A 24577-nucleotide genomic window follows, 5' to 3' on the forward strand; every position below is an offset into this window, starting at 1 on the left:
TCTTCCTCTTGAACTTGGGGATGAAGAGTGTAGGGCTTCAGACCACCTGGTTCCAGGACTTGCTCAATCGCATGGCACAGGAAATCAGGCCGACATGACTATAGGTCTGCGGGAAATTGCCCCACAATTGCTTGGTATCCCGGTTTACATGCTCGGCCAGCAGGCCAAGATGATTGCGACAGGATAGCAGTTCTTCGAACAATTCGCGCGCCTCCTGATGACGACCGATGGCGGCAAACGCTTCGACCAGCCAGAAACTGCAGATGAGGAATGCGTTTTCCGGCGCTCCGAAATCGTCCGGGGCCTTGTAGCGGTGCAGGTAGGGACCATCGCGCAGTTCGCGCGCAACCGCCTCCACCGTACCGATGTAGCGCGGATCATCGGCCTTGATGAAGCCGACTTCTTCCATCAGCAGGAGGCTGGCATCGAGGTCGTCGCCGCCGAAGCTGGCCGTGAAGCTGCCGAGCTTCTCGTTCCATGCCTCCCTTTCGATCAGGGCCTTGATGTGGTCCGCACGTCCCCGCCAGAAGGCCCTGCGTTCATTCAGTTCCAGACGGGCGGCGATACGCGCGAGCCGGTCGCATGCAGCCCAGCACATGAATGACGAGTGTGTGTGAACGAATGCCTTGGTACGGAATTCCCATAATCCGGCATCCGGCTGGTTGTGGTACTCCCAGGCCTTCTCACCCAGGATTTCCAGCCTTTCGAAGGTGGAAATGCCGGCGGGCTGGCGAATGCGCTGATCGAAAAACGCCTGTGTCGCCGCAAGGATGACCGAGCCGTAGCCATCATGCTGCAGGTGTTCATAAGCCTGGTTCCCGACCCGGACAGGCTTGTTGCCACGAAAGCCCGCAAGGGTCTCGATCGTGCGCTCGACCAGCTCGCGTTCGGCCGCGATCCCGAACACCGGTTGCATGAAGCCATCCCTGCTACCCGAGACGATATTCTCAATGTAGCGAAGGTAATCATCCATCGTCTCGATATAACCGAGGCGATTGAGAATGCGCACGACGAAGAAGGCGTCGCGGATCCAGCAATAGCGGTAATCCCAGTTCCGGCCTTCGTTATCGGCTTCCGGCATCGAGGTCGTCGGCGAGGCGATGATCGCGCCGGTTTCCTCGAAGCTGCACAGCTTGAGTGTGATCGCCGAGCGGATCACGGCCTCCTGCCATTCGAACGGCACGTGCAGGCGGCCCGACAGATGCTGCCAGTAGGCCGTTGTCTTTTCGAGAAATTCGCGGGCTGTGTCGCGCAAGGCGCCCCTCAGGCTCTCGTCGGGTCCCAGCATCAGCACAATCGGGCTGTCGAGTCGGAAGGCATCGCCATCGGTGATGTAGGTCAGTGGCGCGTCGGTAGTCAGGCGCAAGGACTGTGTATCGTCGACAAAGCGCAGGTGGTTGCTGCCGCGCGTGACACCCGGCTTCGTGCCACCGTAGTTGAAATGCGGAGCCAGGCGGACACGGATGCGCGGCGCCTCGCCCAGCGGACAGACCATCCGCACGATCATGGTCGGCCGGAACATGCGGTCGAACTGCTCGAAACGCGGGCAGAAATCGACAATCTCGATGCCGGAACCACGGTCGTTGCGAAACACGGTGCGCAAAATCGCCGTGTTGCGTATATAGGACTGCTCCCTTTCGACGGTGCCCTCCATCTCGATGCCGAAATAGCCGCGTTCGGTGTCATTATCGAGCAGGCGACTGAACACCGGATCGCCATCGAAACGGGGAAAGCAGCTCCAGACGATGTTGGCATCGCGGTCAATGAGGGCGTTGATCGTGCAGTTGCCGATCAGACCGTAGTCGAGGTTGTTCATGCAGTATCTCAATTGTGAGTTTTCATTGTCGGGTAAAACCCGGGCATCTGCGACGCAATGGCCCTTCCCCTCTTGTGCCCGGCCCCACGAGGCCCCACGTCATGCCACGAACGTTCAAAAGTGAAGAACGGCAAGGGAATGGCGAAAGAGCATCTCGTCCACCTCGCAGATCGTGCCCTGTTGCGCATCTCCGGAAAGGACGCAAGGGCGTTCCTGCAGGGTATCGTCAGCAACGATGTGGGTGCCCTGCAGCCCGCATGCCCACTTTACGCGGCACTGCTGACGCCGCAAGGCAAGTTTTTGCATGACTTCATCCTCTATGAGCAGGATGGTGGCGTCATTCTGGTCGATGTGGCGGCGGAGGGCCGGCAGGATCTGGTCCGAAGATTGACGATGTACAGGTTGCGCGCCAAGGTCGACATCGACGAGGAAACGCGGAGTTGCGTGCTCGCGATGTTTCCCGAACGACGTGAATCCATGCCCGAAGGCTTCATGGCCTTCGCGGATCCGCGCGATCCCGGCCTCGGCCTTCGCCTCGTCGGCAGCGAGGCCATGCTTCCTCCCTCCCTCGACGATCCTGCCCTCTACGACCTTCATCGCCTGAAACTCGGCATCCCTGATGGTGCAAGGGATCTCGTGCGCGAACGGTCCACCCTCGCCGAGGCGGATTTCGAACGGTTGAATGGCGTTTCATTCACCAAGGGCTGCTATGTGGGACAGGAACTCACCGCCCGCATGAAACATCGTGGCCTGGCCAAGCGTCGGCTCCTGCCTGTCATCATCGACGGCGAGTCTCCCGCCTGTGGGACCTTGCTCGAACTCGATGGCAAGGAGGTTGCCGAGATGCGAAGCTCATGCGACGGCTACGGCATGGCGCTCGTCCGTATCGATGGCATCAAGGCCATCGAGGATGCGGGCGGTGTCTCCTGGGCAAATGGTACAATCCGCCTGCTGCACACCGTGGAGCCGCGCGGCTGATGCGCCTTTTGCGAGGGTTCCGTCCTGGACATCTGCTCAATGCGATCGGGCTTGCCCTTGCCGGCGCGATGGCGATCATTCCCTTTGCCTCGGATCTGAGTTCGCGGGCGGATCTCCTGACCCAGTTCCTACTGCAGGCGGCGGCCCTGACCGCCATCTCCGCCGCCATCATGCTATTGCGTCATCGCTGGCCGTCGACGACGATCTACGGCCTCTGCCTGCTGGTCCAGATATTCCACATCCAACCGGCGCTGGTTCCATCCTCCTCCGCCGAGGCTCATGTCCCCACCATCCGTCTCCTGTTCAGCAATCTTTGGGCGGACAATACCAGCCGGGCGGCGGCGATCAGCACCATCGAACGCATGAATCCGGATATTCTCGTCCTCGCGGAATTTCTCCGGGACTGGAGAAAGGATGCCGCGGCATTGATTGCATCCTATCCGGCACAGGCCGACTGTTTCAATCTGAGCGGTTGCGATGTCGTCATTCTCTCCCGCTTCCCCGTATCGGCCACCAGCACTCCGGCGGATCGCTGGTTGCGCAGCCGGGCCGTTCTGGCAGACGTGGATACCCCTCAGGGCCCGCTTGCCGTCATAGGTGCCCACATGACCCGTCCCATTCCCATCGGGCAGGTCTATCATCAGGAACGGCATGCCCAGCTGATCACCGACCTCGCCGCCGGCGTGGATGGCCCGACGGTCCTGGTGGGCGACTTCAACGCGGTTCCATGGGGCCGCGTGGTGCACGAAATCGAACGGAATTCGAGGCTGACCGCCCACCGGGGCATTCAGGGTACATGGCCGTCAGCACTGCCATGGCCGCTGAGACTGCCCATCGACCAGGTCCTGACCAGCAATGAGGTGGAAATCGTCTCGCGCGAGGTGGTCAACATGCCGGGATCGGATCACAAGGCCGTACTCGTCGAGTTGCGTATCAAGACGCGTTGATCGCCGATGCCTCGCAGCGGCGGATCTCGGGAAGGATGGACATGCCAGTACTCGGAACCCTCGTATTCGTTGTCCGCGATGACTGCGTATTGTTGCAAAGGCGCGTGAAACCGCCCTTTGTCGGACGCTGGGTGGCACCTGGCGGCAAGGTGGACGAGCACGAGGCGCCGTACGAATGTGCCGTTCGTGAACTGCGCGAGGAAACCGGCCTCGTCGCCGGCAGCGTCTCGTTGCGCGCCGTCTTTCGCGAAACGGCGCCACGGGCGGACTTCGACTGGTTGGTCTTTGCCTATCTCGCTCATGATGTCAGCGGTGCGGTCACCAGTGACGAGCGCGAAGGCCCGTTACGCTGGTGGGCCGTCAGCGAAATCGACGACATTGCGATGCCGAAAACCGACCGGACCATCCTGCCGCATGTCATCGGCTCCGATCCGCGTCTGCTCGAACTCAAGTTCAGCTATGACGCGGACCTTCACCTGACGGGGCGAACCGAATCGTTCAGCCGACTTCGCCCTGGGGCGTCAGGATCCCCTTCTTGAGGATGAAACAGGCATAGCCGCGACGCTCCTGGGTGGAGATCACCATCGAGCAGTTCAGCGATTCCCTGTAGAACGCGAAACGCTCGATGCCGCCGAGCTTCCATTGCGGGCCCGCGACATCGTCCATCGCCGCCTTGACGTCGCGATGGGCGGCATTGAGTTCCTTGGGGTTGCCGCCATCTTCCATGCGGTGCACGGGTTCATCGACATAGCTGTCGAGCGGGAACACCGACAGGATGGCGCGCATCGCCGTCGGCAGGTCGCAATCCATGTGCGCCCAGGGGACATTCGCCCGTCGTGCCGTTTCGCGCCCCGGGAAGTTGGCATCGACGACGCAGAGGGTGTCACCGTGCCCCATGTCGCGCAACATTCCCAGCACATCGCCGGTCAATAGTGGATTGATACCGATGAGCATGTCGTTCCTCCCCTGGACAAACTCCGGCCATCCCATCGCGACCGGCACAGCCGGAGCATAGGCAAGGAAAGGAGACAGGCAAAGAGGGTTGAAGGTCCCTATTCGGCAGCCACCGCCAGCGGCTCGGGACCGACCCTCTCGGGCGGCGCCAGCAGCCGCGCCCTGCGTTGCTCGTACAGCACGATATTGGCCATCTTGATGTGACCGAAGCCGCGAATGACGTCAGGCAGGGCCGCAAGACTGCGGGCACGCCCGATATCGCCGGCGGCGACCAACCTCTCCAGATCAGTGCAATAGGTCTCGATGAGCTGGCGCTCCTTCCTGCGCTCGACGTTCATGCCGAACGGATCGAGCACGGTTCCCCGCAGCCCTTTCAGCGCAGCGAGAACGCGCAGGGGCAAGGTCATCCACGATCCCGGCGCCAGCTTGCGCGGTTCGCCACGGGCATTCCGCAGGAAGGACAACGCAGGAGGCGCCATGTGATAGCGCAGTCTGAAATCTCCCTCGAAAGCGCTGTCGATCTCGGCCTTGAAGCGGCCATCGGTGAACAGCCGGGCCACCTCGTACTCGTCCTTGTAGGCCATGAGGCGGAAAAGCTGCCGGGCGACGGTCATACCCAGCTCGGTATCATGTTCCGCCATCGTCGATACGAAATCGCGATACCTCCGGGCATAGGCACGATTCTGATAGGCTTCGAGATGAGAAGCGCGATGTGCGACCAACTCATCCAGCGTCTGCGGCTCCACTTCGTCGTCATCGAGCATGTTCTCCAGCCAGGCCGGATCGTGGGCCGCCAGACGGCCGAAGGCGAAGGCCCGCAGATTGGCCGCCACGGCCACGCCATTGAGCTCGATGGCACGCTCCATCGCGCGAAGGGTGAAGGGCAGGAGTTGCTTCTGCCAGGCAAAGCCGAGCAGGAGCATGTTGGCGCCAATTGCGTCGCCCGTGACGGCAAGGGCGAGCCTGTGGGCGTCGATGGTGCTCAGCGACCGGGCCCCGGCCCGCTTCTCGATGCGCGCAATCAGCCGCTCCGTGTGGATGTCGTAGGCCGGGTCGCGGATGATGCCGGCCGTTGCCGTGACATGGACGTTGGCTGCAATCCTGGTACGACCTTCACGCAGGGTTTCGAGGGCACTTCGGTCGGCGGCCACAACCAGATCACAGGCGATCATGGCGTGGGCCTGGCGCGGCTCGATACGCGACTGATTGAGATATTCCCGCGAGCTGGCAATACGCACATGGCTCAGGACCGCTCCGCCCTTCTGCGCAAGGCCGGTAAAGTCGAGCACGCTGGCCGGACGACTCTCCAGATGGGCTGCCATGCCGATCACCGCACCGACGGTGAGCACACCCGTACCGCCGATGCCGGTGACCAGGATCTCGTAGGTCTGCTCGATGGCCGGAAGGCGGGGATGCGGGATGGATGCGAGCTTGCCGTCGATCTCCCTGCCTTCGAGACCGGCCCCCTTGCGCAATTGTCCACCTTCGACGGTGACAAAGCTCGGGCAGAAACCGTCCTGACAGGAATAGTCCTTGTTGCATGACGACTGGTCGATCTGCCGCTTGATGCCGAACTCGGTTCTCACCGGCTGAACTGAGAGACAGTTCGATTTCTTCGAACAATCGCCACAGGCCTCGCAAACCAGCGTATTGATGACCGCACGGCGTGCGGGGTCGGGATGGAGCCCCTTCTTGCGGCGGCGGCGCTTCTCGGCCGCACAGGTCTGGTCGTAGACCAGCACCGACACGCCGTCATGGGCAGCGAGGTCCTCCTGCACCTTTTCCAGCATGTCGCGGTGAAATATTTTCACGCCCGGTGCCCAGTCGGTGTTGGCCGGATACCGGGTCGGGTCGTCGCTGACGACGGCGATCCGGCGCACACCTTCCTCATGCACCTGCCGGGTGATCCTTGCGGGATCGAGCGGGCCATCATGCGGCTGGCCGCCCGTCATGGCCACTGCGTCATTGAACAGGATCTTGAACGTGATGCGCGACTTCGCTGCCACAGCAGCACGAATCCCGAGCGATCCCGAATGGTAGAAGGTCCCGTCACCGAGATTCTGGAACATGTGCTCACGTTCCACGAATGGGGAAAGGCCGATCCAGTTGCTTCCCTCGCCGCCCATCTGGGTCACCCCGCGGGTCGACCGCCCCATCCAGGTAGCCATGATGTGGCAGCCGATGCCACCGAAGGCCTTCGCCCCCTCCGGCAGCACGGTGGAGCTGTTGTGCGGACAGCCCGAGCAGAAATGCGGCACCCGCCGCAGTTCCGGCCGGGGCGCCGGTTCAAACGCGTAGCGATCCAGTGTCGGCGCCAGTTCGAGGTTCGGATAGAGATGTTCGAGCCGCTCCGCGATCGGCTTCATGAGCATGGTCGGACGCAGTTCGCCGAATGCCGGCAGCATCGGTGCGCCACGATCGTCGGTCTTGCCGAACACGGCCGGGCGACGGCTTGCATCCATGCCATACAGCAGGCTCTTGATCTGCTCCTCGACGAAGGGACGTTTTTCCTCGACCACCAGCAACGTCTCCAGCCCCCCGGTGGCGGCCAGCAGTCCCTCACGCTCGATCGGCCAGGTCTGGGCGATCTTGTAGATGCGCACGCCCAGCGCTTCGATGTCGCCGGGCCCGGCAAAGCCCAGCATCCGGAACGCTTCCATCACGTCCAGATGGGCTTTGCCGACGGTGACGATGCCCAGGCGCGGATGATCGGGATCGGTAATCCGGCGGTCCACGGGGTTGGCACGGGCAAAGGCTTCGGCGGCCGCGATCTTCGCCTGCAGGCGGGCCTCAAGGGCAACGCTCGGCGGATCGTTCCAGCGGAAACTCAATCCACCGGGCGGTACGGCATGATCGCCGGGTCGATGGAAATGCGGCAGGGCCGCCGGAATGACGAGGCTCGACGCCCCCTCCACCGTCTCGCTGATGGCCTTCATGCCGACCCAGGCGCCACTGTAGCGCGATAGTGCGATGCCATAGAGCCCCAGTTCGAGATATTCAGCAATGGTGGCCGGGTGTAGTACCGGCAGATACCACGACTGGAGGACTTGATCGCTCTGATGCGCCATGGTCGATGAGACTGCACCATGGTCGTCGCCGGCAATGACCAGCACGCCGCCATGCGGCGAGCTGCCATAGGCATTGCCATGCTTGATCGCATCGCCCGCCCAGTCGATACCGGGTCCCTTGCCGTACCAGAAGGCGAATACGCCGTCGTGCAGGGCACTGCCCTCGGCCTCGACCTGCTGCGAACCAAGGACCGAGGTTGCGGCAAGTGCCTCGTTGAGACCGGGCTGGAAACGAATCTGCGCACGATCCAGAAGGGCCTTCGCGCGCCAGAGCGCAAGGTCGACTCCAGCCACCGGCGATCCTCGATATCCCGTGATGAATCCCGCCGTGTTCAGGCCGTTGGCAGCGTCGAGATGGCGCTGCATGAGGGCAAGGCGGGCAAACGCCTGGGTGCCGGACAGGAATACGGCACCGCGCTCGCGTGTGAGCGCATCGTCAAGGCGATAGTCTTCATCAACGGCAAATCCGGTGGCGAGCATGAAACCGGCTCCTGATCAGTCAAATGCTTTCAACGTTGGTAGCGATCTTAAGGCGGGGAGGTGGAAATGAGTTGCCTATGTCGGACTTGACGTTTGGATGCAGGGAAAGGATTTTCCTGTCCTGAAGCGTTCACACCGGGAATTTTTCGCCATGGTCGATCTGCTTGATGATGTCTTGCGCCGCAAAATCCTCATCGAATTGCAGAAAGACGGCCGCCTGACCAACCAGGAACTGGCCGAACGGGTGGGAGCCTCGGCGTCGCCGGTCTGGCGCCGGGTCAAGGAGATGGAGGAAGGTGGCGTCATCCGCCGTTACGCAGCCTTGCTGGAACCGGATGCCGTGGGTGTCGGCGAATGTGTCTTCGCACAGGTGACCATCGAGAAGCACAATCGCGAAATGTATACGGATTTCGAGGAGATCGTGAAAAAGCTGCCCGAAGTTCTCGAATGCTATGCGCTTACCGGGGATGCGGACTTTCTTCTCAAGATCCACGTCAAGAGCGTCCGCGACTACGATCGCCTGCTGAACGACCATATCTTCCGCATCCCCGGCATACAGCATGTGAAATCGAGCTTCACCCTGCGCGAGATCAAGTACGATACGGCCCTTCCCATCGACCCGCCGGATGCCGGCTGACCGGCGCGAGTTGGCGACCCCCGAAGCTCAGCTCATGGCATCGTTGCAGGCGGAGCCAAGCGCGGCCATGGACGGGCAGCCTCGAACGCTGCAGCGGCAGCCAGCACCTTCCCCTCGTCGAATTTCGCACCGACGATCTGCAGGCCCGCGGGCAGGCCCTGCGCCGTCAGTCCTGCCGGCACGCTCATCGCCGGCTGCTGTGTGAGATTGAAGGGATAACTGAAGCCGGCCCATTCGATCCACCGTTCGAGTCCACTGCCGGGCGGCACCTCATGCCCGGCCTCAAAGGCGGGGATGGCAACACTCGGGGTCAGCAACAGGTCATGATCGGCGAAGAACTGCTGCATGGCAGTACCGAGCCGGGCACGTTCGAGCTGCGCATGGCGTTGCCGGGTACTGGACAATTCGCGTCCTTTCGAAGCGATTTCGCGAAGCCCGGGATCGATGCGATCTTGCAGACCTTCGGGGATTGTCTCCAGAAGATTGGCGGCGCCGGTATACCAGTGATCGGTGAACAGCCGGAACGGTTGGCCAAGGGGCGGTGTAACCCGTTCGATTCGCGCACCCAGGCGTGCGAACACGCTTACCGCCTGTTCGAACAGGTCAAGAACATCGGGGTGAACATCGATAAATCCCAGATCCGGACTCACCGCAATGCGCATTCCGGCGAAACCGCCTTCGCGACTCCGCGCATCGAGGGCATCTGCGAACCGCATCGCCGGTGCCGGGACCGCGTACCAGTCGTCGAGGTCGGCCACGCTCATGGCATCGAGCATCAGGGCCGTATCGACCACGCTTCGGGTCATCGGGCCGACATGGGAGACGGTGCCGTACGGGCTTGGCGGATAGGCGGGAACCCGCCCGAAGGTCGGCTTGAGGCCGACCGTGCCGGTCAGTCCGGCCGGGATGCGGATCGAACCGCCGCCATCCGTGCCGATATGCATCACCCCCATGCCGAGGGCTGCGGCAATGGCCGCCCCGCCGCTGCTGCCGCCGGCGGTCATGCGTTCGTTCCACGGGTTGCGAGCGATCTCGCCAAGGGGATTGTCAGTGAGTGCCTTCCATCCGAACTCGGGAGTGGTCGTCTTTCCGAGAAAGACCATGCCTGTGGCACGCAGCGCCCGCACGACGGGCGCATCCCTCGTCTCCGGCGCCGGATCGCCGGTCGTATGGCTGCCGCGTCGGGTGGGCCATCCCTCGGCCAGGACAAGGTCCTTGATCGTGCCGGGGATGCCGTCCAGCGGTCCGAGCGGTTCTTTCCGGGCAAAGCGCTCCTGCGAGGCACGGGCTGCAGCGAGAGCGCATTCGTCATCGATCAGGCTGAAGGCACAGAACCGTTCCTGATGGCGATGGGCGGCTTCGAGGCAAGCCCGGGCGACATCGACCGGCGACAGGCTCCGCGACCGGTACAAGTCGTGCAGGTCGCGGGCATTGGCGGACAGCAGTTCATGGTCATTCATCGTCAGCTCCTCCCTGGGATCCATTCAATTCGACATGAAAACCCGTAGCAATCTCGTTAAAAAAGATGCCGGGCTAACGCTTTGTTAACCTCGTTTTGTTCCAATCCGATCAAGGCGTGCCGCTGCGGCCACGCCCGCAAGAATGGAGTACCGGTCATGGGTGGCAAGCTCTGCGCGCTGACACTCGCGGGCATCGTCGCCGGAGGATCGGCGCCGCAAGCCCAGGTCCTGTCAGTACCGCCGCGTGTTTCCTGCCACGATTACAAGGAGATCGCCCGCCAGCTCGACAGTCGTTACGAAGAGGCCCCCATCTCCCTGGGCATGCAATCGAACGGCAATATCCTGCAGGTCTTTGCCTCGAAGGACAAGGACAGCTGGACAATCCTGTCGATCTCGCCGCAAGGCGAAGGCTGCATCCTCGCTGCCGGACGGCGCTGGGAAGATCTCAAGTTGAACAAGGAGGGGCCCGAAGCATAGGAAAAGCCCGACAACTGTGGTAGTCGACACCGTGTGCCAGCAACGGAAAGCTGCCCGTTATCCAATGCCTCGATCTTCATGACTTCCGCCGGGGATACGGAATTGCCAAAATCGTGATGCGCCATCCGAACCTGCCCTCCGGCTTCGAGCTCGTCATCCTTCCGGGATCGGAGAATCCGAAGACCATCGTTGCCACCCAGATCATGGGCCATGGCGAGATGGCGGATGGACTGGTCGTGTGGCGCGAAAGCGCCCTGCGGCTCGATTGCGTGTTCATGGTCCATCTGCAGCCGGGCGAGGATGTCCGGGCTGCCACCGATCTGATGCTGGCGGCGCTTGGCGATACCGTCGCTGCCATCCTGCCCGATGATGTCGAGCTGACCGTGACCCAGCCGCCCGCGGCGGTACGGGTCAATGGCCGTGAGTTGTGCCGGATCGGAGTGCTGACGGATACCGACGGGTTGTCGGGCAGCATCGGGCTCGCCATCGACATACCGGTGGCCTCGCAGTCCTTCGGTACGAGTCTGGCAGCGATGGGCGTCGATGACGTGGAAACAGCCGGCCTGATCGAGGCGCTGGCAACTCACCTGGTTACCTGGGCGGTCCGGGTGGAACGGGATGGAGCCGATGTGCTATGGGCACATCTGGATGCGCGGGGCTGTCGGAAACTGCACTGACCGTATCCTGTCGGCGATGACCGAGCCTGCGCGAATTCCGCGAGGCTGCCGCTATCTTACACGACTGTTGATTTTCATGCCTTCGGGGCCTTCGCTTGATGCGGCGGGTCTGCTACCACGCGGATGAAACCTGCCTGTGTCCCATTCCTGTTTCGGAGCCCCCTCATGCCCACCATTCTGATCACCGGTACCGGACGTGGTATCGGCCGCAAGCTTGCCGAGCTTTTCGTGCGAGAGGGCTACGATGTGCTGGCGGCCTCGCGCCATGGTCCCACGATCTACGCGACGGAATCCGTCACCATGGATGTCGGCGACAATGCGTCGGTCAGTGCCGCGGCCCGACAGCTCAAGGACAGGCCCATCGACGTTCTGGTCAACAATGCCGGCATTTTCGGCGATCGTGGCACCGGTCTCGATCATATGGATGAAGCCGTCTGGCGAGAGGTGCTCGATGTGAACGTTCTCGGGCCGGCACGGGTCGTACGGGCCTTCCTGCCCCATCTCGAAGCCGGTCGACACAAGAAGATCGTCACCATTTCGAGCCGGATGGGCAGCATGGGCGAAAACACCAGCGGCGGCGAGATGGTCTATCGTTCGTCCAAGGCAGCGGTTAACGCTGTGATGCGTTCCCTTTCCTTTGACCTTGCCGACAAGGGGATGATCTGCACCATGGTTCATCCGGGCTGGGTCCGGACCGACATGGGCGGCCCCGCTGCCGCCATCAGTGTCGACGAGAGTGCCGACGGCATCAAGACGCTGATCCTCGGTCTCGATTCCGGGAGCAACGGGGCATTCTTCAACTATGATGGAACGCCGATCGCCTGGTAGCCCGCCCCAGCCGGACATCACCGTCTGTTGAACAGCCGCAAATCCGGTAATTTCATGTCATGCCCATGAAATCTTAACCTCTTTTCCGCCATGGTCGATTCCGTCAGGTGCACGGCTTGTCCGCGCGCAGGCATACGTCCACAGAGCGGAGAAGCAGGAATTTGACATCGAGCAGTACGACACCTCTCGCCCGATCATTGCTGGTCGCAGCCGGCCTCTTGCATCTGATCTCGCCCGCCGGTGCAATGGCGGGCGAGATCCCGGTTCCCGTTGCCCGTCATGTCGAAAGCGGCAGCGCTTCTTGGTACGGCAGCGAGTTCGAAGGCCAGCCCACGGCCAGCGGTGAGATCTTCGACCCCTCCCGATTGACCGCAGCCCATCCGGTCCTGCCATTCGGCACCATCGTCACGGTCACCAATCTTGCCAATGGCCGCAAGGTCCGTGTTCGCGTGAATGATCGTGGTCCCTTTGTTCCACGCCGCATCATCGACCTGAGTGCCGCAGCGGCCCGCAAGCTCGGATACGAGAAGAACGGCGTGACCCGGGTGCGGATCGATGCACAGGCACGATGGCGTCCCCGCACCAGATGAAACCGTACCGAATTGTTCAACGCCGAAAGTTTAATATTTCAACTGAAAGCGACAGATTGCCCCATGAGGTGAATGTGGTAACCTGCTCCTGCGCGGAAAGCTGCGCAGCCGAGTAGGCTTGGGAGGCACGCCCCCGCGAACCCGCGAATGGGGCCACGGGGATCGTCAAGCGATCTCGGGGAAAGCCCGCGTCTTTGCGCGGGCTTTCTTTTTGCCGTGTTCGCGTTTGCCGTCGAGAGTCGACCGTGGCTCCATGCCTTCGCCCCGACAATGCGGGCAAGCGCCCAAGACGCAACTTGACGAGCGTCGCCTCGTCTTCGCCATCGACAACAGTCATTTGAATTCTTCGTGCCCTGTCAACTGATCTTCCGGTCTCCCGAAGAACATGAAACGGGCATCAGCTAACGATTCAGCCAAAGAACACGGGAAAATGGCCCGGTCGCCCTGGTCCTGCATTCCAAGGCAAACGGCCGACTCGCAAAAAAAATCAATGCTGCAGGATCTGGCTCAAGAACAGTTTTGTTCTCTCATTCTGCGGATTGAGGAAGAACTCTTCAGGTTCATTCTGTTCGACGATCTGGCCCTGGTCCATGAAGATGACGCGGTTGGCGACCTTGCGGGCGAAGCCCATCTCATGGGTGACGCAGAGCATGGTCATGCCCTCCTCGGCAAGGCTGATCATGGTGTCGAGCACCTCCTTGATCATCTCCGGATCGAGGGCGGACGTAGGCTCGTCGAACAGCATGATGCGCGGCTTCATGCACAGGCTTCGGGCGATGGCGACGCGCTGCTGCTGGCCGCCGGAGAGCTGGCCCGGATATTTGTTGGCCTGTTCGGGAATCTTGACCTTGGAGAGGAAGTGCATCGCCGTCTCCTCGGCTTCCTTCCTGGGCGTCTTGCGCACCCAGATCGGCGCCAGCGTGCAGTTCTCGAGGATGGTGAGATGCGGGAACAGGTTGAAGTGCTGGAAGACCATGCCGACTTCCGAACGGATCTTGTCGATGTTCTTGAGGTCGGAGGAGAGCGTGGTGCCGTCGACGGTGATGGTGCCCGCCTGGTGTTCCTCGAGGCGGTTGATGCAACGGATCAGCGTCGACTTGCCAGAACCGGACGGGCCGCAGATGACGATCCGCTCGCCTCGCATGACGGTGAGGTTGATGTCACGCAGCACGTGGAAGTCGCCATACCACTTGTTCATGCCCTTGATCTCGATGGCGACCTCATCGGAGACCTGCATGCGGGAACGGTCGACCGCCTGGTCGGCGCCGTTGGTCTGGACGTGTTCGTTCATGAAGGCTCTCCCTCAGCGGTGGCCGGTCTGGAGCTTGCGCTCCAGGTACATGGAATAGCGGGACATGGAAAAGCAGCAGATGAAGAAGAACAGCGCAACGAAGCCGTAGAGCTCCCAGACGATGCCGTTCCAGCTCTGGTCCGCGCGGATCGGCGAGATGATGCCGAGCGGGTCGAGCAGGCCGATCACCGATACCAGAGTGGTATCCTTGAAAAGGCCGATGAAGGTGTTGACGATACCCGGAATGGCAATCTTGAGTGCCTGCGGCAGGATGATCAGCCGCATCGATTTCCAGTAGTCGAGCCCCAGCGCATCGGCTGCCTCGTACTGTCCCTTCGGCAGGGCTGCGAGCCCGCCTCGAATGACTTCGGCCATGTAGGCCGAGGCGAACAGGGTGACCATGATGAGCACGCGCAGGATGATGTCGAAGGTGGTCCCGGGCGGCAGGAAGTAATTGAGCAGCGTGGAGGCGACGAACAGCAGGGTGATCAGCGGCACGCCGCGGATGAACTCGATGAAGGCCACCGAAAGGGTGCGGATCAAGAACATGTCCGACTGGCGGCCAAGAGCCAGCATGATGCCCAGCGGCAGCGAGGCGGCGATGCCGGTGACACCGATGATCAGGGTCAGCAGGAAGCCGCCGAGCTGGTCGGAGGAAACCGCCCGCAGACCGAAGAATCCACCCCAGATCAGCAGGAAGGCGATGACGGGATAGATGGCCGAGAACCAGAGCATGCTCCGCGGCAGTCGGTCGAACAGGACAGGAGCCACTGCGACCAGCAACAGCAGGAAGGCGAGATTCGGCCGCCAGCGCTGTTCGGCCGGATAGAAGCCGTAGATGAACTGGTGGAAGCGTTCGTGGATCACCGCAAGGCAGGCGCCGTCGCCGGAAATCTCCCGGCACTGTGCCAGCGAAGAGGCATTCCACACCGAATCGAGGAACAGCCAGGGAATGACGGCGGCCAGAACGTTGTAGATGATATACAGCGCTACGACCGTCAAAACGGCATTGAACCAGCTTGAGAACAGGTTCTCCCGCAGCCATCCGACGGCGCCCGTGGAGGATGACGGTGGCGGCGAAGGCGGGATCGTCTCCCGGGCGACGAAGGCGATGGTGCGATCGGGCATCTCAGCGCTCCTTCAGCTTCACGCGGGAATTGTACCAGTTCATTGCCATCGAGATGGTGAGCGAGGTGATCAGGTAGAAGGTCATCAGCAGCAGGATGCACTCCATCTCGCGGCCGGTCTGGTTCAGCGTGATGCCGCCCAAGGTGCCGGTGGCATCCATGTAGCCGACGGCAATCGCCAGCGACGAGTTCTTGGTCAGGTTCAGGTACTGCGAGATGAGCGGCGGGATGATGATACGGAGCGCCTGCGGCAGGACCACCAGCCGCATGATCCTTCCCGGCCGCAGCCCCAGTGCGGAGGCCGCCTCGGTCTGTCCCTTGCTCACGGCAAGGATGCCGGCCCGGACATTCTCGGCGATGAACGCACCGGTATAGATCGAAAGCGCCAGCCACAGGGCGATGAGCGAATCCCGGGCGTAGATGCCACCCTGGAAATTGAAGCCCTTGAGCTCGGGATATTCGACACCGATGGGCATGCCCATGATGAAGTACAACACCAGCGGGATACCGACGATGATGCCCAGCCGGATCCAGCCCGAGGGCAGGATCTCCCCAGTGGCCTCCTGGCGCTTGCGCGCCCAGGTGCCGAACAGGATGGCAAGCGCGATGGCGGCGAGCAGGCCGATGACGACAACGCCTGACCCGTCATGAAACACCGGAGCAGCGGTGTAAAAACCACGATTGGTCATCACCAGTGCACCGTTCAGGTAGGGCGCGGCGTTGGCGACACCTTCGGCATTGAGGCGGAAGTCGCGGGGGCTCGGCAGGAATTCGTTCACGGCAGCGGAGATGATCAGGATCCAGATCAGCACCGGCACGTTGCGGAAGGTCTCGATATAGACGGTCATCAGCTTCGCGACGAGCCAGTTCCTGGACAACCGAAGGACACCGGCGAATACGCCGATGACCGTGGCCGTCACGCAGCCCATCACCGCCACCAGCAGCGTGTTGAGGATACCGACCAGGGCCGCCCGGGCATTGGTCGAGCGCGATGTGTAGTCGATCAGGTGCTGGTTGATGTCATAGCCGGATGGCTGCCAGAGAAAGGCGAAACTGAAGTCCTTTCCCAGATCCGAAAGGTTGCGGATCGTGTTGTCGACCAGCCACGCGATCATCAGCATGACGATGAAAAGCGCGATGATCTGGATCGTGATACCGCGATATCGGGTGTCGGACAGGAGCATTCCGACACGAAAGCCGTCAGTGGGGGGCATTGTGGTCGTTGCCATCAGCCGGGCCGCCCTTCGTTCGAACTTGCAGGCAGGAACCCTGCGGCAGTCAGGAGCCGGTGTGTCTCCACTCTTCCACCGCCGCGAGTTTTCCATCGGCAAGGGTACGCCGCCTCCCCGACCGGCGCACCCTTCTTCTTGTTATTGTTTCAGATCAGGAATCACCGGAACGGCGGAGCATAGAGGATACCGCCCTTCGACCAGAGCTGGTTGAGACCGCGTTCGAGATCGATGGGAGTCGAGGTACCAAGGTGGCGTTCGAAGATCTCGCCATAGTTGCCGCCCGCGGCGATGGCGTTGACCGCCCAGTCCTTCGACAGGCCCATCATGGCACCGTATTCGCCTTCGGTACCAAGCAGGCGGTTGATTTCGGGATTATCACCCGCCGATGCGGCCAGTTCATTGACATTGGCCTGGGTAATACCGAGCTCCTCGGCGATGACGAGCGCATTCAGGGTCCAGCGGGCGATATCGCCCCAGTCGGGATCGCCATGGCGGACCAGCGGACCAAGCGGCTCCTTGGAAATGATCTCCGGCAGGATGATATGCGCGCCGGGGTCCTCGAAGGTCGCACGGGTCGCGGCGAGACCCGACGCATCGGTCGTGTAGACGTCACAGGCGTTCGACAGGTACTTCTGCTGGGCCTCGGCATTGGTCTCGATCGGCACCGGCTCGTAGCTCATGTTGTTCGCACGGAAGAAGTCCGCGAGATTGAGCTCGGTGGTCGTGCCGGTCTGGATGCAGACGGTCGCACCGTCGAGTTCCTTGGCGCTGGTTACGCCGAGCGACTCGGGCACCATGAAACCCTGGCCGTCATAATAGTTGACGCCGATGAATTCGAACTTCAGGTCGACGTCCCGGCTGAAGGTCCAGGTCGTGTTGCGGGCGAGTACGTCGATCTCGCCCGAGGCCAGCGCGGTGAAACGGGTCTTGCCGGTCGTGGGAGTAAACTTTGCGGCATTCCTGTCGCCAAAGATGCCGGCAGCCATGGCCCGGCAGAAATCGACGTCGAAGCCGTCCCATTCACCATCGGCGCCGGTAAACGAGAACCCTGCGAGACCGGACGAGACACCGCACTGCAGGAAACCCTTGGCCTTGACCGCATCAAGGGTTTCGCCGGCCTTCGCTCCGGTGGCCAGACCGGCCATGAGAAAGACGGATCCGGCAAGCGCCATGTATCTTATATTCACTGGGGAGACCTCCTTGTTCACTTGAACGCGTCACACCGTGTCATGCCCGGCGTCTGACCACAGCGCCGGATGCTGAGCGATTCATGGCACGCAAAATCCCATATGCCAATAACAAGATGACCAGAGGCGCGTCAGCTCACGTATTCCGGGCGTCCGACAGCGGTAAAAGCGCTTGCCGGTGGAAAAGGAGAATCAATCAAACCGCCTTCGGAATACTGGCAGGGGCGATGAGTTCATGCTAACGCCGCAGCAGTGTTGATTGACTTCTGCCATGGATGTCCTCATTGGAAGAAAAAACCAAGCTGGTAACCCTCGCCCGTTCTCCGGAGCTTTACGGGGGCATGGTCAGCACCCCGATATTCCGGTCCTCGACCATCCTGTTCCCGACGCTCGAAGCGCAGGGCAAGGCCCGCACGCATGTCGATCTCACCTACGGAACCCACGGCACCCAGACGAAATTCGCGTTCGAGGAGGCGATCGCCGAACTCGAACACGGATACCGCTCGCTTGCCGTCTCAAGCGGCCTCGCCGCCATTACACTTCCCCTTGCAGCCTTGCTGGGTGCCGGCGACCACCTTCTCGTTACAGACAGCGCCTATTTCCCCACCCGACGTTTCTGCGATCGCGACCTTGCGCGCTACGGGATAGAAACCACCTACTACGACCCTGCCGTCGGCGGTGGCATCGAGGACCTGATCCGTCCCGAAACGAAGCTCATCCTGCTGGAATCGCCCGGCAGCCTCACCTTCGAAATGCAGGATGTGCCGGCCATCGCCGCTGTGGCAAAAAAACACGGGGTCCTGACACTCATCGACAACACCTGGGCGACCCCCCTGTTCTTCAAGCCGCTCGATCTGGGCATCGACATCTCGATCCAGGCCGTAACCAAATATATCGGCGGTCACAGCGATATTCTCATGGGCGTCATCACCACGACCGAGGCGGTCCATGAACGCATGCGCGAACATATCTCGCATTTCGGGGACAGTGTCTCTCCGGAGGACTGCTTTCTGGCGATGCGCGGCATGCGCAGCATGGCGGCCCGCCTCGAACGCCAGCAGCGCAGCGCGATGGAAGTGGCCCGATGGCTGCACGAGCGCCCCGAAGTCGACAGGGTGCTCTATCCTGCCCTGCCCTCCGATCCCGGGCACGAGTTGTGGAAGCGCGACATGACCGGCGCATCGAGCCTGTTCGGCGTGGTGATGCAGCCGGGAAGCCGCGCAGCGGTGGAGGCGATGGTCGACAATCTCGAACTCTTCGGGATCGGCGCCAGCTGGGGTGGTTTCGAAAGCCTCGTCACCGCTCCCGACCCCACCGCTATCCGCACGGCCACGACGTGGAGCGGTCCCGGCCCGCTGTTGCGCCTGCATATCGGGCTCGAGGAGCCTGCCGACCTCATGGCCGACCTCGAAGCGGGGCTGGTACGCTACCGGAACACCGACTGACATGTTGCGCGGCATTCTCGAGACCGTTCTCTATGTCGACGATCTTGCGGCTGCCGAGACATTCTATGCCGGCGTGCTTGGCCTCGAAGTGGACAGTCGCAAGGAAGGGTTGTTCATCTTCTTCAGGCTCGACCAGGCAATGCTGCTCGTCTTCCAGCGCGCGGCAGCCCGGGAAAGCCGCGGCGTTCCTTCGCACGGTACGGACGGCAGCGGCCATGCCTGCTTCAAGGTTCCCGAAGCCGAGCTTGCCGCATGGGAGCAGCGACTGACCCGTCACGGCATCGCGATCGAACAGCGCCAGGCATGGCCACGCGGCGGCAGGTCCTTCTATTTTCGCGACCCGGATGGTAACAGCCTTGAGATCGCAACACCGCTGATCTGGGGATTTCCCGATTGTCCACAGGCTGGGGATAACAACTGATACCGCGATCAACCCGCTAAGCGGAACTCAATCGCAGGTCAGCGGATCCCTCTCCCACCCCTGACACGCTCGCCGTGCGGGCATCAAAAAAGGCGCCGGATTTCCCGACGCCTTCGATGCGGATGCCCATGAGAAGATGATCTATTCCGGAGACCAGGCTTCGTAATCGCCGGTTGCGTGAGCCCTCTGGCCGCCACGACTGACATGCCCCTTCGGCAGGTGGGCGTTGCCGGTCCCCGATTGATTGGGTTGATGCTCCTTCTCCCAGCTCTTGACCAACGGCGACAACTCGCTTGGAGCCTTTTCGCGATTTTTGTGCAGCCAGGCGTTCCAACCGGCCGGCACCGAGCTCGCGTCGATCTCGCCTTCCCCGGGATAGACAACCCAGCGCCGTTCATTGCGCCAGTCATCCACGTCGCCGCGTTCGCGATAATAGACGTTGCCATACTCATCCTCACCGACCTTCACGCCCTTGCGCTGCGTCAGGAGGTGAGTGCCGAGACGATTGAGCTTGAGCCACTTGAGCAAGATTGCACTCCCGAGTTCCAGCAATGTCGCGCCCGTTATGCCGCGTCGGGTCCAGGGCGTCCAGTACTACGCGCCTGCCGGGCCGAACGGTCGCAGGCGCTCCGGGAGATCCGCCAACAGGCTGTGGATAAATGGGAAAACCGCCAAGATTGACTTTCGCTGAGCACCATCAGCGAATTGATGATCGCCATCATTTTCCACCGGTGGGCGCGAGATATCCCCTGTTGCCTTCATTCCCCGCTTGTCCACAGGTAGCCAGCGGCAATTCACAACCCGGCAAAATGATCCACAGGGGTTCTCTCTCGTCGTTGCCACCCCGCGCTCTCGATGTTGCCCTGCGGGCACGATCGAGGGACCGATCACCTGAGGGAGGTTGATATCACTCTCGACTCAGGCGCGGATTGATTGCAACAAGATGCGCCATCCAAGCGTTCGACCCCTACCGGGAGTCTTTTCGCTTCAAATCAATATTTAGTTTGCCTTCCTCTTGTTGTGGCTATATCTAGCGATTGTTGGGCAACCAGCGATGGGTCCTGCTCTCCCGAAGCTCATGTCGATGACTTTGGGAGCGTCCTGCCGCCCTTTCGTGGCTGGAAAGGTCCGGTTTCATATGCCGATTGAGATTTGCCGCGGACAGGTCTAAACTAAGCGTTGAGTGATAAGCGGATCAGTCGACGCTGACCGTTACGTCATGGGATACCGTTCCTGCGCGGTTTGCGGGATCCCGTTTTTGATTTGACGAACGGTTCGAGAACATTCTAGGAATTCGACGACGAGGAGAATGCGGTCGATGAAGATCCAGCGCGCCTATACGAAGGCAGGTGAATCACCCTACGAGGCGATCCCCTTCCGGCTGGCGAGCAGCGAGATTCGCAATCCGGACGGAACGGTGGTCTTTCGGCTCGACGAGGCCGAGGTGCCTTCGAGCTGGTCGCAGGTGGCTGTCGACGTCCTGGCGCAGAAGTATTTTCGCAAGGCCGGTGTCCCGGCGCGGCTGAAGGTCGTTCGAGAGAAGGGGGTGCCGAGCTGGTTGCAGCGGCGCGTGGCCGATGACGAGGCGCTGGCCTCCCTGCCGGCCGATGAGCGCCTGGGAGGCGAGACCAGTGCGCAGCAGGTCTTTGATCGTCTTGCCGGCACGTGGACCTACTGGGGCTGGAAGCATGGCTATTTCGATACGGAGGTGGATGCTCGCGCCTTCTTCGACGAACACCGCTACATGCTGGCCCGCCAGATGGCCGCGCCCAATTCGCCGCAATGGTTCAATACCGGTCTGCACTGGGCCTACGGCATTGACGGGCCGGCCCAGGGGCATTTCTTCGTCGACCCGAAGGACGGTACGGTCCACGCGTCGAAGACGGCCTATGAACGTCCGCAGCCGCATGCCTGTTTCATCCAGAGCATCAATGACGATCTGGTGAACGAGGGCGGCATCATGGATTTGTGGGTCCGTGAGGCGCGCCTGTTCAAATACGGCTCGGGTACCGGCACGAACTTCTCGAACCTGCGCGGCGAGGGCGAGGCCCTGTCGGGCGGTGGCCGTTCGTCAGGCCTGATGAGCTTCCTCAAGATCGGCGACCGGGCGGCCGGTGCGATCAAGTCCGGCGGAACCACACGCCGTGCCGCCAAGATGGTCATCTGCGATGTCGATCATCCGGACATCGAACAGTTCATCTCCTGGAAAGTTCTCGAAGAGCAGAAAGTTGCCGCACTGGTCGCCGGCTCCAGGCTGGTCAAGCGCCATGTCAACGCCATTCTCGCCGCCTGCGGCGATGCTGAAGGCGAAGGTGACAGTGACGGGCGCTTCGATCCGAAGGTCAACAAGGCGCTGGCGAAAGCCGTGCGTGAGGCTCGCCGCGGCTTCCTGCCCGAAGGCTCGATCCAGCAGGCCCTGTTGCTTGCCCGGCAGGGACACACCGCCATCGAGCTGCCCGAGTTCAATGCCGACTGGGACAGTGATGCCTATCTGACCGTTGCCGGCCAGAACTCCAACAATTCGGTTCGGGTCAGCGAGGCGTTCCTTGAAGCGGTTCGCCGGGATGCACCGTGGCAACTCGTCCGCCGCACCGATGGCCGGGTCTCCAGCACGGTGCGTGCCCGCGACCTCTGGGAGCAGATCTGCCATGCGGCCTGGGCCAGCGCCGACCCGGGCATCCAGTACGATACCACCATCAACGAATGGCACACCTGCCCCGGCGATGGCCGCATCAACGCTTCCAATCCCTGTTCGGAGTACATGTTCCTCGACGATACGGCCTGCAATCTCGCATCGCTGAACCTGATGCAGTTCCGCACGCCCGACGGAGAATTCGACATCCGGAGCTTCGAGCACGCGACCCGGCTTTGGACGATCGTGCTTGAGGTCTCCGTACTGATGGCACAATTCCCCAGTGCAAGAATTGCCGAGCTGTCCTACCGCTTCCGCACGCTGGGGCTGGGCTATGCGAATATCGGCGGCCTGCTCATGGCATCGGGCATTCCCTATGACAGTGCCGCCGGCCGCGCCTATTGCGGTGCCATCACGGCATTGATGACGGGGACATCGTATAAGGTGTCGGCAGAAATGGCTGGCGAGCTCGGAGCGTTCCCCGGCTATGACGGTAACCGCGAGGATATGCTGCGCGTCTTGCGCAACCATCGCCGGGCGGCCCGCAGCGAACATGAGGGGTATGAGCAGCTGTCGATCCTGCCGGTTGTGCTCGATGCGGCCAACGTGCCGGTGAGTGGTCTCGCCGAGACTGCCATGATCGCCTGGGACGAAGCCGTGGAACTGGCCGAAAGGAACGGCGTGCGCAACGCACAGGTGTCGGTGATCGCTCCGACCGGTACCATCGGTCTGGTCATGGACTGCGACACCACCGGCATCGAGCCTGACTTTGCACTGGTGAAATTCAAGAAGCTCGCCGGCGGCGGCTTCTTCAAGATCATCAACCGCATGGTACCGCAGGCCCTGCGCACGCTGGGCTACAACGAGGCACAGATCGAGGACATCACCCGTTATGCGGTGGGGCGCGGCACGCTTGAGGGGGCGCCGCACATCAATCATCAGTCACTGGAAGCCAAGGGGTTCACCAGGGACGTCTTGCGCAACCTCGAAACCAAGCTGCCCACGGCCTTCGACATCAAGTTCGTCTTCAACCGCTTCACGCTGGGCGACGATGCCTGCCGGGCCCTGGGTTTCAGCGACGAGCAGATCGGCGACCCGGCCTTCGACATGCTGGCCGCCCTGGGTTTCGGCCGTCAGCAGATCGAGGCGGCCAATGCCTATTGCTGCGGCACCATGACCGTCGAGGGTGCACCGCATCTCAAGGACCGGCATCTGCCGGTGTTCGACTGTGCCAATCCCTGCGGCCGCAGGGGCAGGCGCTATCTATCGGCGATGAGCCACATTCACATGATGGCCGCCGCCCAGCCCTTCATCTCCGGTGCCATCTCGAAGACCATCAACATGCCGGGCACGGCGACCGTGGCCGATTGCGATGTCGCCTATCTCGAAGGCTGGCGTCTGGGGCTCAAGGCGCTGGCCCTCTATCGCGACGGTTCGAAGCTCTCCCAGCCGCTCTCCTCGATGATGCTCGAGATCGAGGATGATGCCGGTGAGGACGAGGAGAAGGCACAGGTCGAGCGAATCATCCAGGTCACCGAAAAGGTGGTCGAACGCATCGTCGGCGAACGCCGGGTCCTGCCGCAGCGGCGCAAGGGTTACACCCAGAAGGCCATGGTTGGCGGCCACAAGGTCTATCTGCGTACCGGTGAATATGAAGACGGTACCCTGGGCGAGATCTTTGTCGACATGCACAAGGAAGGGGCTGCCTTCCGTTCCCTGATGAACAGTTTCGCCATCGCGATTTCTACCGGACTGCAATATGGCGTACCGCTGGAGAAGTTCGTCGAGGCCTTCTCTTATGTGCGCTTCGAGCCTTCGGGTATCGTGCAGGGCAATGATTCGATCAAGATGGCGACATCCGTCATCGACTACATTTTCCGTGAACTGGCCATTTCCTATCTCGGCCGCAACGACCTTGCCAATGTCGACCCCGATCAGCTTCGCCACGATGCGATCGGCCGCGGCAGCCGCGAGGGCGGGGTGGACGAGGAAGCCGTGGCCCAGATCGCATCCACCGGTTTCGTGCGTGGCAAGCTCCGCCTGCTTGCGGGTGGCCATGGCCCGGGACACGAAACGAAGGACAAACCGGACAGCAAGGTGAAGACCGGTTCGACGGTCGGCAGTGCCGCCGTCGGCGACGTGTCGTCGCCATCAAGAGACAGCCGCGAACAGCAGGCCGAGATCGCCCGGATGCAGGGCTATGTCGGCGACAGCTGTCCTTCCTGCGGCAACTTCACGCTGGTGCGCAATGGCACCTGCCTGAAATGTGACACGTGCGGCTCCACAACAGGATGTAGCTGACGCGATCACATGCGTCCCGTCGGGCAGCG

General features: G+C 61.8%; 20 protein-coding genes. 11 read left to right on the top strand and 9 right to left on the bottom strand.

Annotation, left to right across the window (positions count from 1 at the left end; all coding sequences use genetic code 11):
* Positions 1–37 precede the first annotated feature (37 nt).
* Positions 38–1816, bottom strand: coding sequence for a glycoside hydrolase family 15 protein (locus tag H6851_15250; protein MCB9944962.1), 1779 nt, complete (start codon positions 1814–1816; stop codon positions 38–40).
* 138 nt (positions 1817–1954) lie between these two features.
* On the opposite strand from H6851_15250, the gene H6851_15255 reads away from it, so the two are divergent.
* The 3 genes from H6851_15255 to H6851_15265 are packed head-to-tail and all read left to right on the top strand — an operon-like array spanning position 1955 to position 4280.
* Positions 1955–2794, top strand: coding sequence for a folate-binding protein YgfZ (locus tag H6851_15255; protein ID MCB9944963.1), 840 nt, complete (start codon positions 1955–1957; stop codon positions 2792–2794).
* Positions 2794–3741, top strand: a complete 948-nt coding sequence (locus H6851_15260; protein ID MCB9944964.1) for an endonuclease/exonuclease/phosphatase family protein — start codon at positions 2794–2796, stop codon at positions 3739–3741. The genes H6851_15255 and H6851_15260 overlap by 1 nt, the downstream gene beginning before the upstream one ends.
* A 41-nt stretch (positions 3742–3782) precedes the next feature.
* Positions 3783–4280 (top strand): 8-oxo-dGTP diphosphatase, encoded by a 498-nt coding sequence (locus tag H6851_15265; GenBank protein ID MCB9944965.1) that lies wholly within the window; start codon positions 3783–3785, stop codon positions 4278–4280.
* Here H6851_15265 and H6851_15270 read toward each other — a convergent pair.
* Positions 4240–4695 carry a ribose ABC transporter gene (locus H6851_15270; GenBank protein ID MCB9944966.1) on the bottom strand — a complete coding sequence of 152 codons (456 nt, stop codon included), beginning with the start codon at positions 4693–4695 and terminating at the stop codon, positions 4240–4242. The two genes, H6851_15265 and H6851_15270, sit on opposite strands and share 41 nt — an antisense overlap.
* 98 nt (positions 4696–4793) lie before the next feature.
* The gene (locus H6851_15275) at positions 4794–8243 is read right to left on the bottom strand and encodes an indolepyruvate ferredoxin oxidoreductase family protein (protein ID MCB9944967.1); all 3450 of its coding nucleotides are present in this window, start codon (positions 8241–8243) and stop codon (positions 4794–4796) included.
* A 151-nt stretch (positions 8244–8394) separates the two neighbouring features.
* Between H6851_15275 and H6851_15280 the strand changes: the two genes are divergently transcribed.
* Entirely contained in the window at positions 8395–8880 is a 486-nt protein-coding gene (locus tag H6851_15280) for an Lrp/AsnC family transcriptional regulator (GenBank protein MCB9944968.1), read from the top strand.
* Between the two features lie 32 nt (positions 8881–8912).
* Here the strand turns inward: H6851_15280 and H6851_15285 are convergent, their stop codons facing one another.
* Positions 8913–10340, bottom strand: coding sequence for an amidase (locus H6851_15285; GenBank protein MCB9944969.1), 1428 nt, complete (start codon positions 10338–10340; stop codon positions 8913–8915).
* Positions 10341–10496: 156 nt separating this feature from the next.
* Here H6851_15285 and H6851_15290 point away from each other — a divergent pair, with 156 nt between their 5' ends.
* The 4 genes from H6851_15290 (at position 10497) to H6851_15305 (ending at position 12912) form a co-directional block, all read left to right on the top strand.
* Positions 10497–10817, top strand: coding sequence for a hypothetical protein (locus H6851_15290; GenBank protein MCB9944970.1), 321 nt, complete (start codon positions 10497–10499; stop codon positions 10815–10817).
* A 113-nt stretch (positions 10818–10930) separates the two neighbouring features.
* The gene (locus tag H6851_15295) at positions 10931–11494 is read left to right on the top strand and encodes a hypothetical protein (protein ID MCB9944971.1); all 564 of its coding nucleotides are present in this window, start codon (positions 10931–10933) and stop codon (positions 11492–11494) included.
* A gap of 165 nt (positions 11495–11659) precedes the next feature.
* Positions 11660–12322, top strand: a complete 663-nt coding sequence (locus H6851_15300) for an SDR family oxidoreductase (GenBank protein ID MCB9944972.1) — start codon at positions 11660–11662, stop codon at positions 12320–12322.
* 245 nt (positions 12323–12567) lie between these two features.
* Entirely contained in the window at positions 12568–12912 is a 345-nt protein-coding gene (locus H6851_15305) for a septal ring lytic transglycosylase RlpA family protein (GenBank protein MCB9944973.1), read from the top strand.
* 487 nt (positions 12913–13399) lie between these two features.
* Here the strand turns inward: H6851_15305 and H6851_15310 are convergent, their stop codons facing one another.
* From H6851_15310 to H6851_15325, 4 genes are all read right to left on the bottom strand, one after another.
* Entirely contained in the window at positions 13400–14149 is a 750-nt protein-coding gene (locus H6851_15310) for an amino acid ABC transporter ATP-binding protein (GenBank protein MCB9944974.1), read from the bottom strand.
* A gap of 66 nt (positions 14150–14215) precedes the next feature.
* On the bottom strand, positions 14216–15331 hold the full coding sequence (locus tag H6851_15315) for an amino acid ABC transporter permease (protein ID MCB9944975.1): 1116 nt from the start codon (positions 15329–15331) through the stop codon (positions 14216–14218).
* A 1-nt stretch (position 15332) separates the two neighbouring features.
* The gene (locus H6851_15320) at positions 15333–16559 is read right to left on the bottom strand and encodes an ABC transporter permease subunit (GenBank protein MCB9944976.1); all 1227 of its coding nucleotides are present in this window, start codon (positions 16557–16559) and stop codon (positions 15333–15335) included.
* Between the two features lie 161 nt (positions 16560–16720).
* Complete coding sequence (locus H6851_15325) at positions 16721–17734, bottom strand: amino acid ABC transporter substrate-binding protein (GenBank protein ID MCB9944977.1); 1014 nt, start codon at positions 17732–17734, stop codon at positions 16721–16723.
* A 290-nt stretch (positions 17735–18024) separates the two neighbouring features.
* Between H6851_15325 and metC the strand changes: the two genes are divergently transcribed.
* Complete coding sequence (gene metC / locus H6851_15330) at positions 18025–19194, top strand: cystathionine beta-lyase (GenBank protein ID MCB9944978.1); 1170 nt, start codon at positions 18025–18027, stop codon at positions 19192–19194.
* Position 19195: 1 nt separating this feature from the next.
* Positions 19196–19615 carry a VOC family protein gene (locus tag H6851_15335; protein ID MCB9944979.1) on the top strand — a complete coding sequence of 140 codons (420 nt, stop codon included), beginning with the start codon at positions 19196–19198 and terminating at the stop codon, positions 19613–19615.
* Positions 19616–19756: 141 nt separating this feature from the next.
* Here the strand turns inward: H6851_15335 and H6851_15340 are convergent, their stop codons facing one another.
* Entirely contained in the window at positions 19757–20146 is a 390-nt protein-coding gene (locus H6851_15340; protein MCB9944980.1) for an NADH:ubiquinone oxidoreductase subunit NDUFA12, read from the bottom strand.
* A gap of 787 nt (positions 20147–20933) precedes the next feature.
* On the opposite strand from H6851_15340, the gene H6851_15345 reads away from it, so the two are divergent.
* Positions 20934–24548 (top strand): vitamin B12-dependent ribonucleotide reductase, encoded by a 3615-nt coding sequence (locus tag H6851_15345; GenBank protein MCB9944981.1) that lies wholly within the window; start codon positions 20934–20936, stop codon positions 24546–24548.
* Positions 24549–24577 lie beyond the last annotated feature (29 nt).

This window comes from Geminicoccaceae bacterium, assembly GCA_020638465.1.
In the GTDB taxonomy this organism is placed as follows: Bacteria; Pseudomonadota; Alphaproteobacteria; order Geminicoccales; family Geminicoccaceae; genus JAGREO01.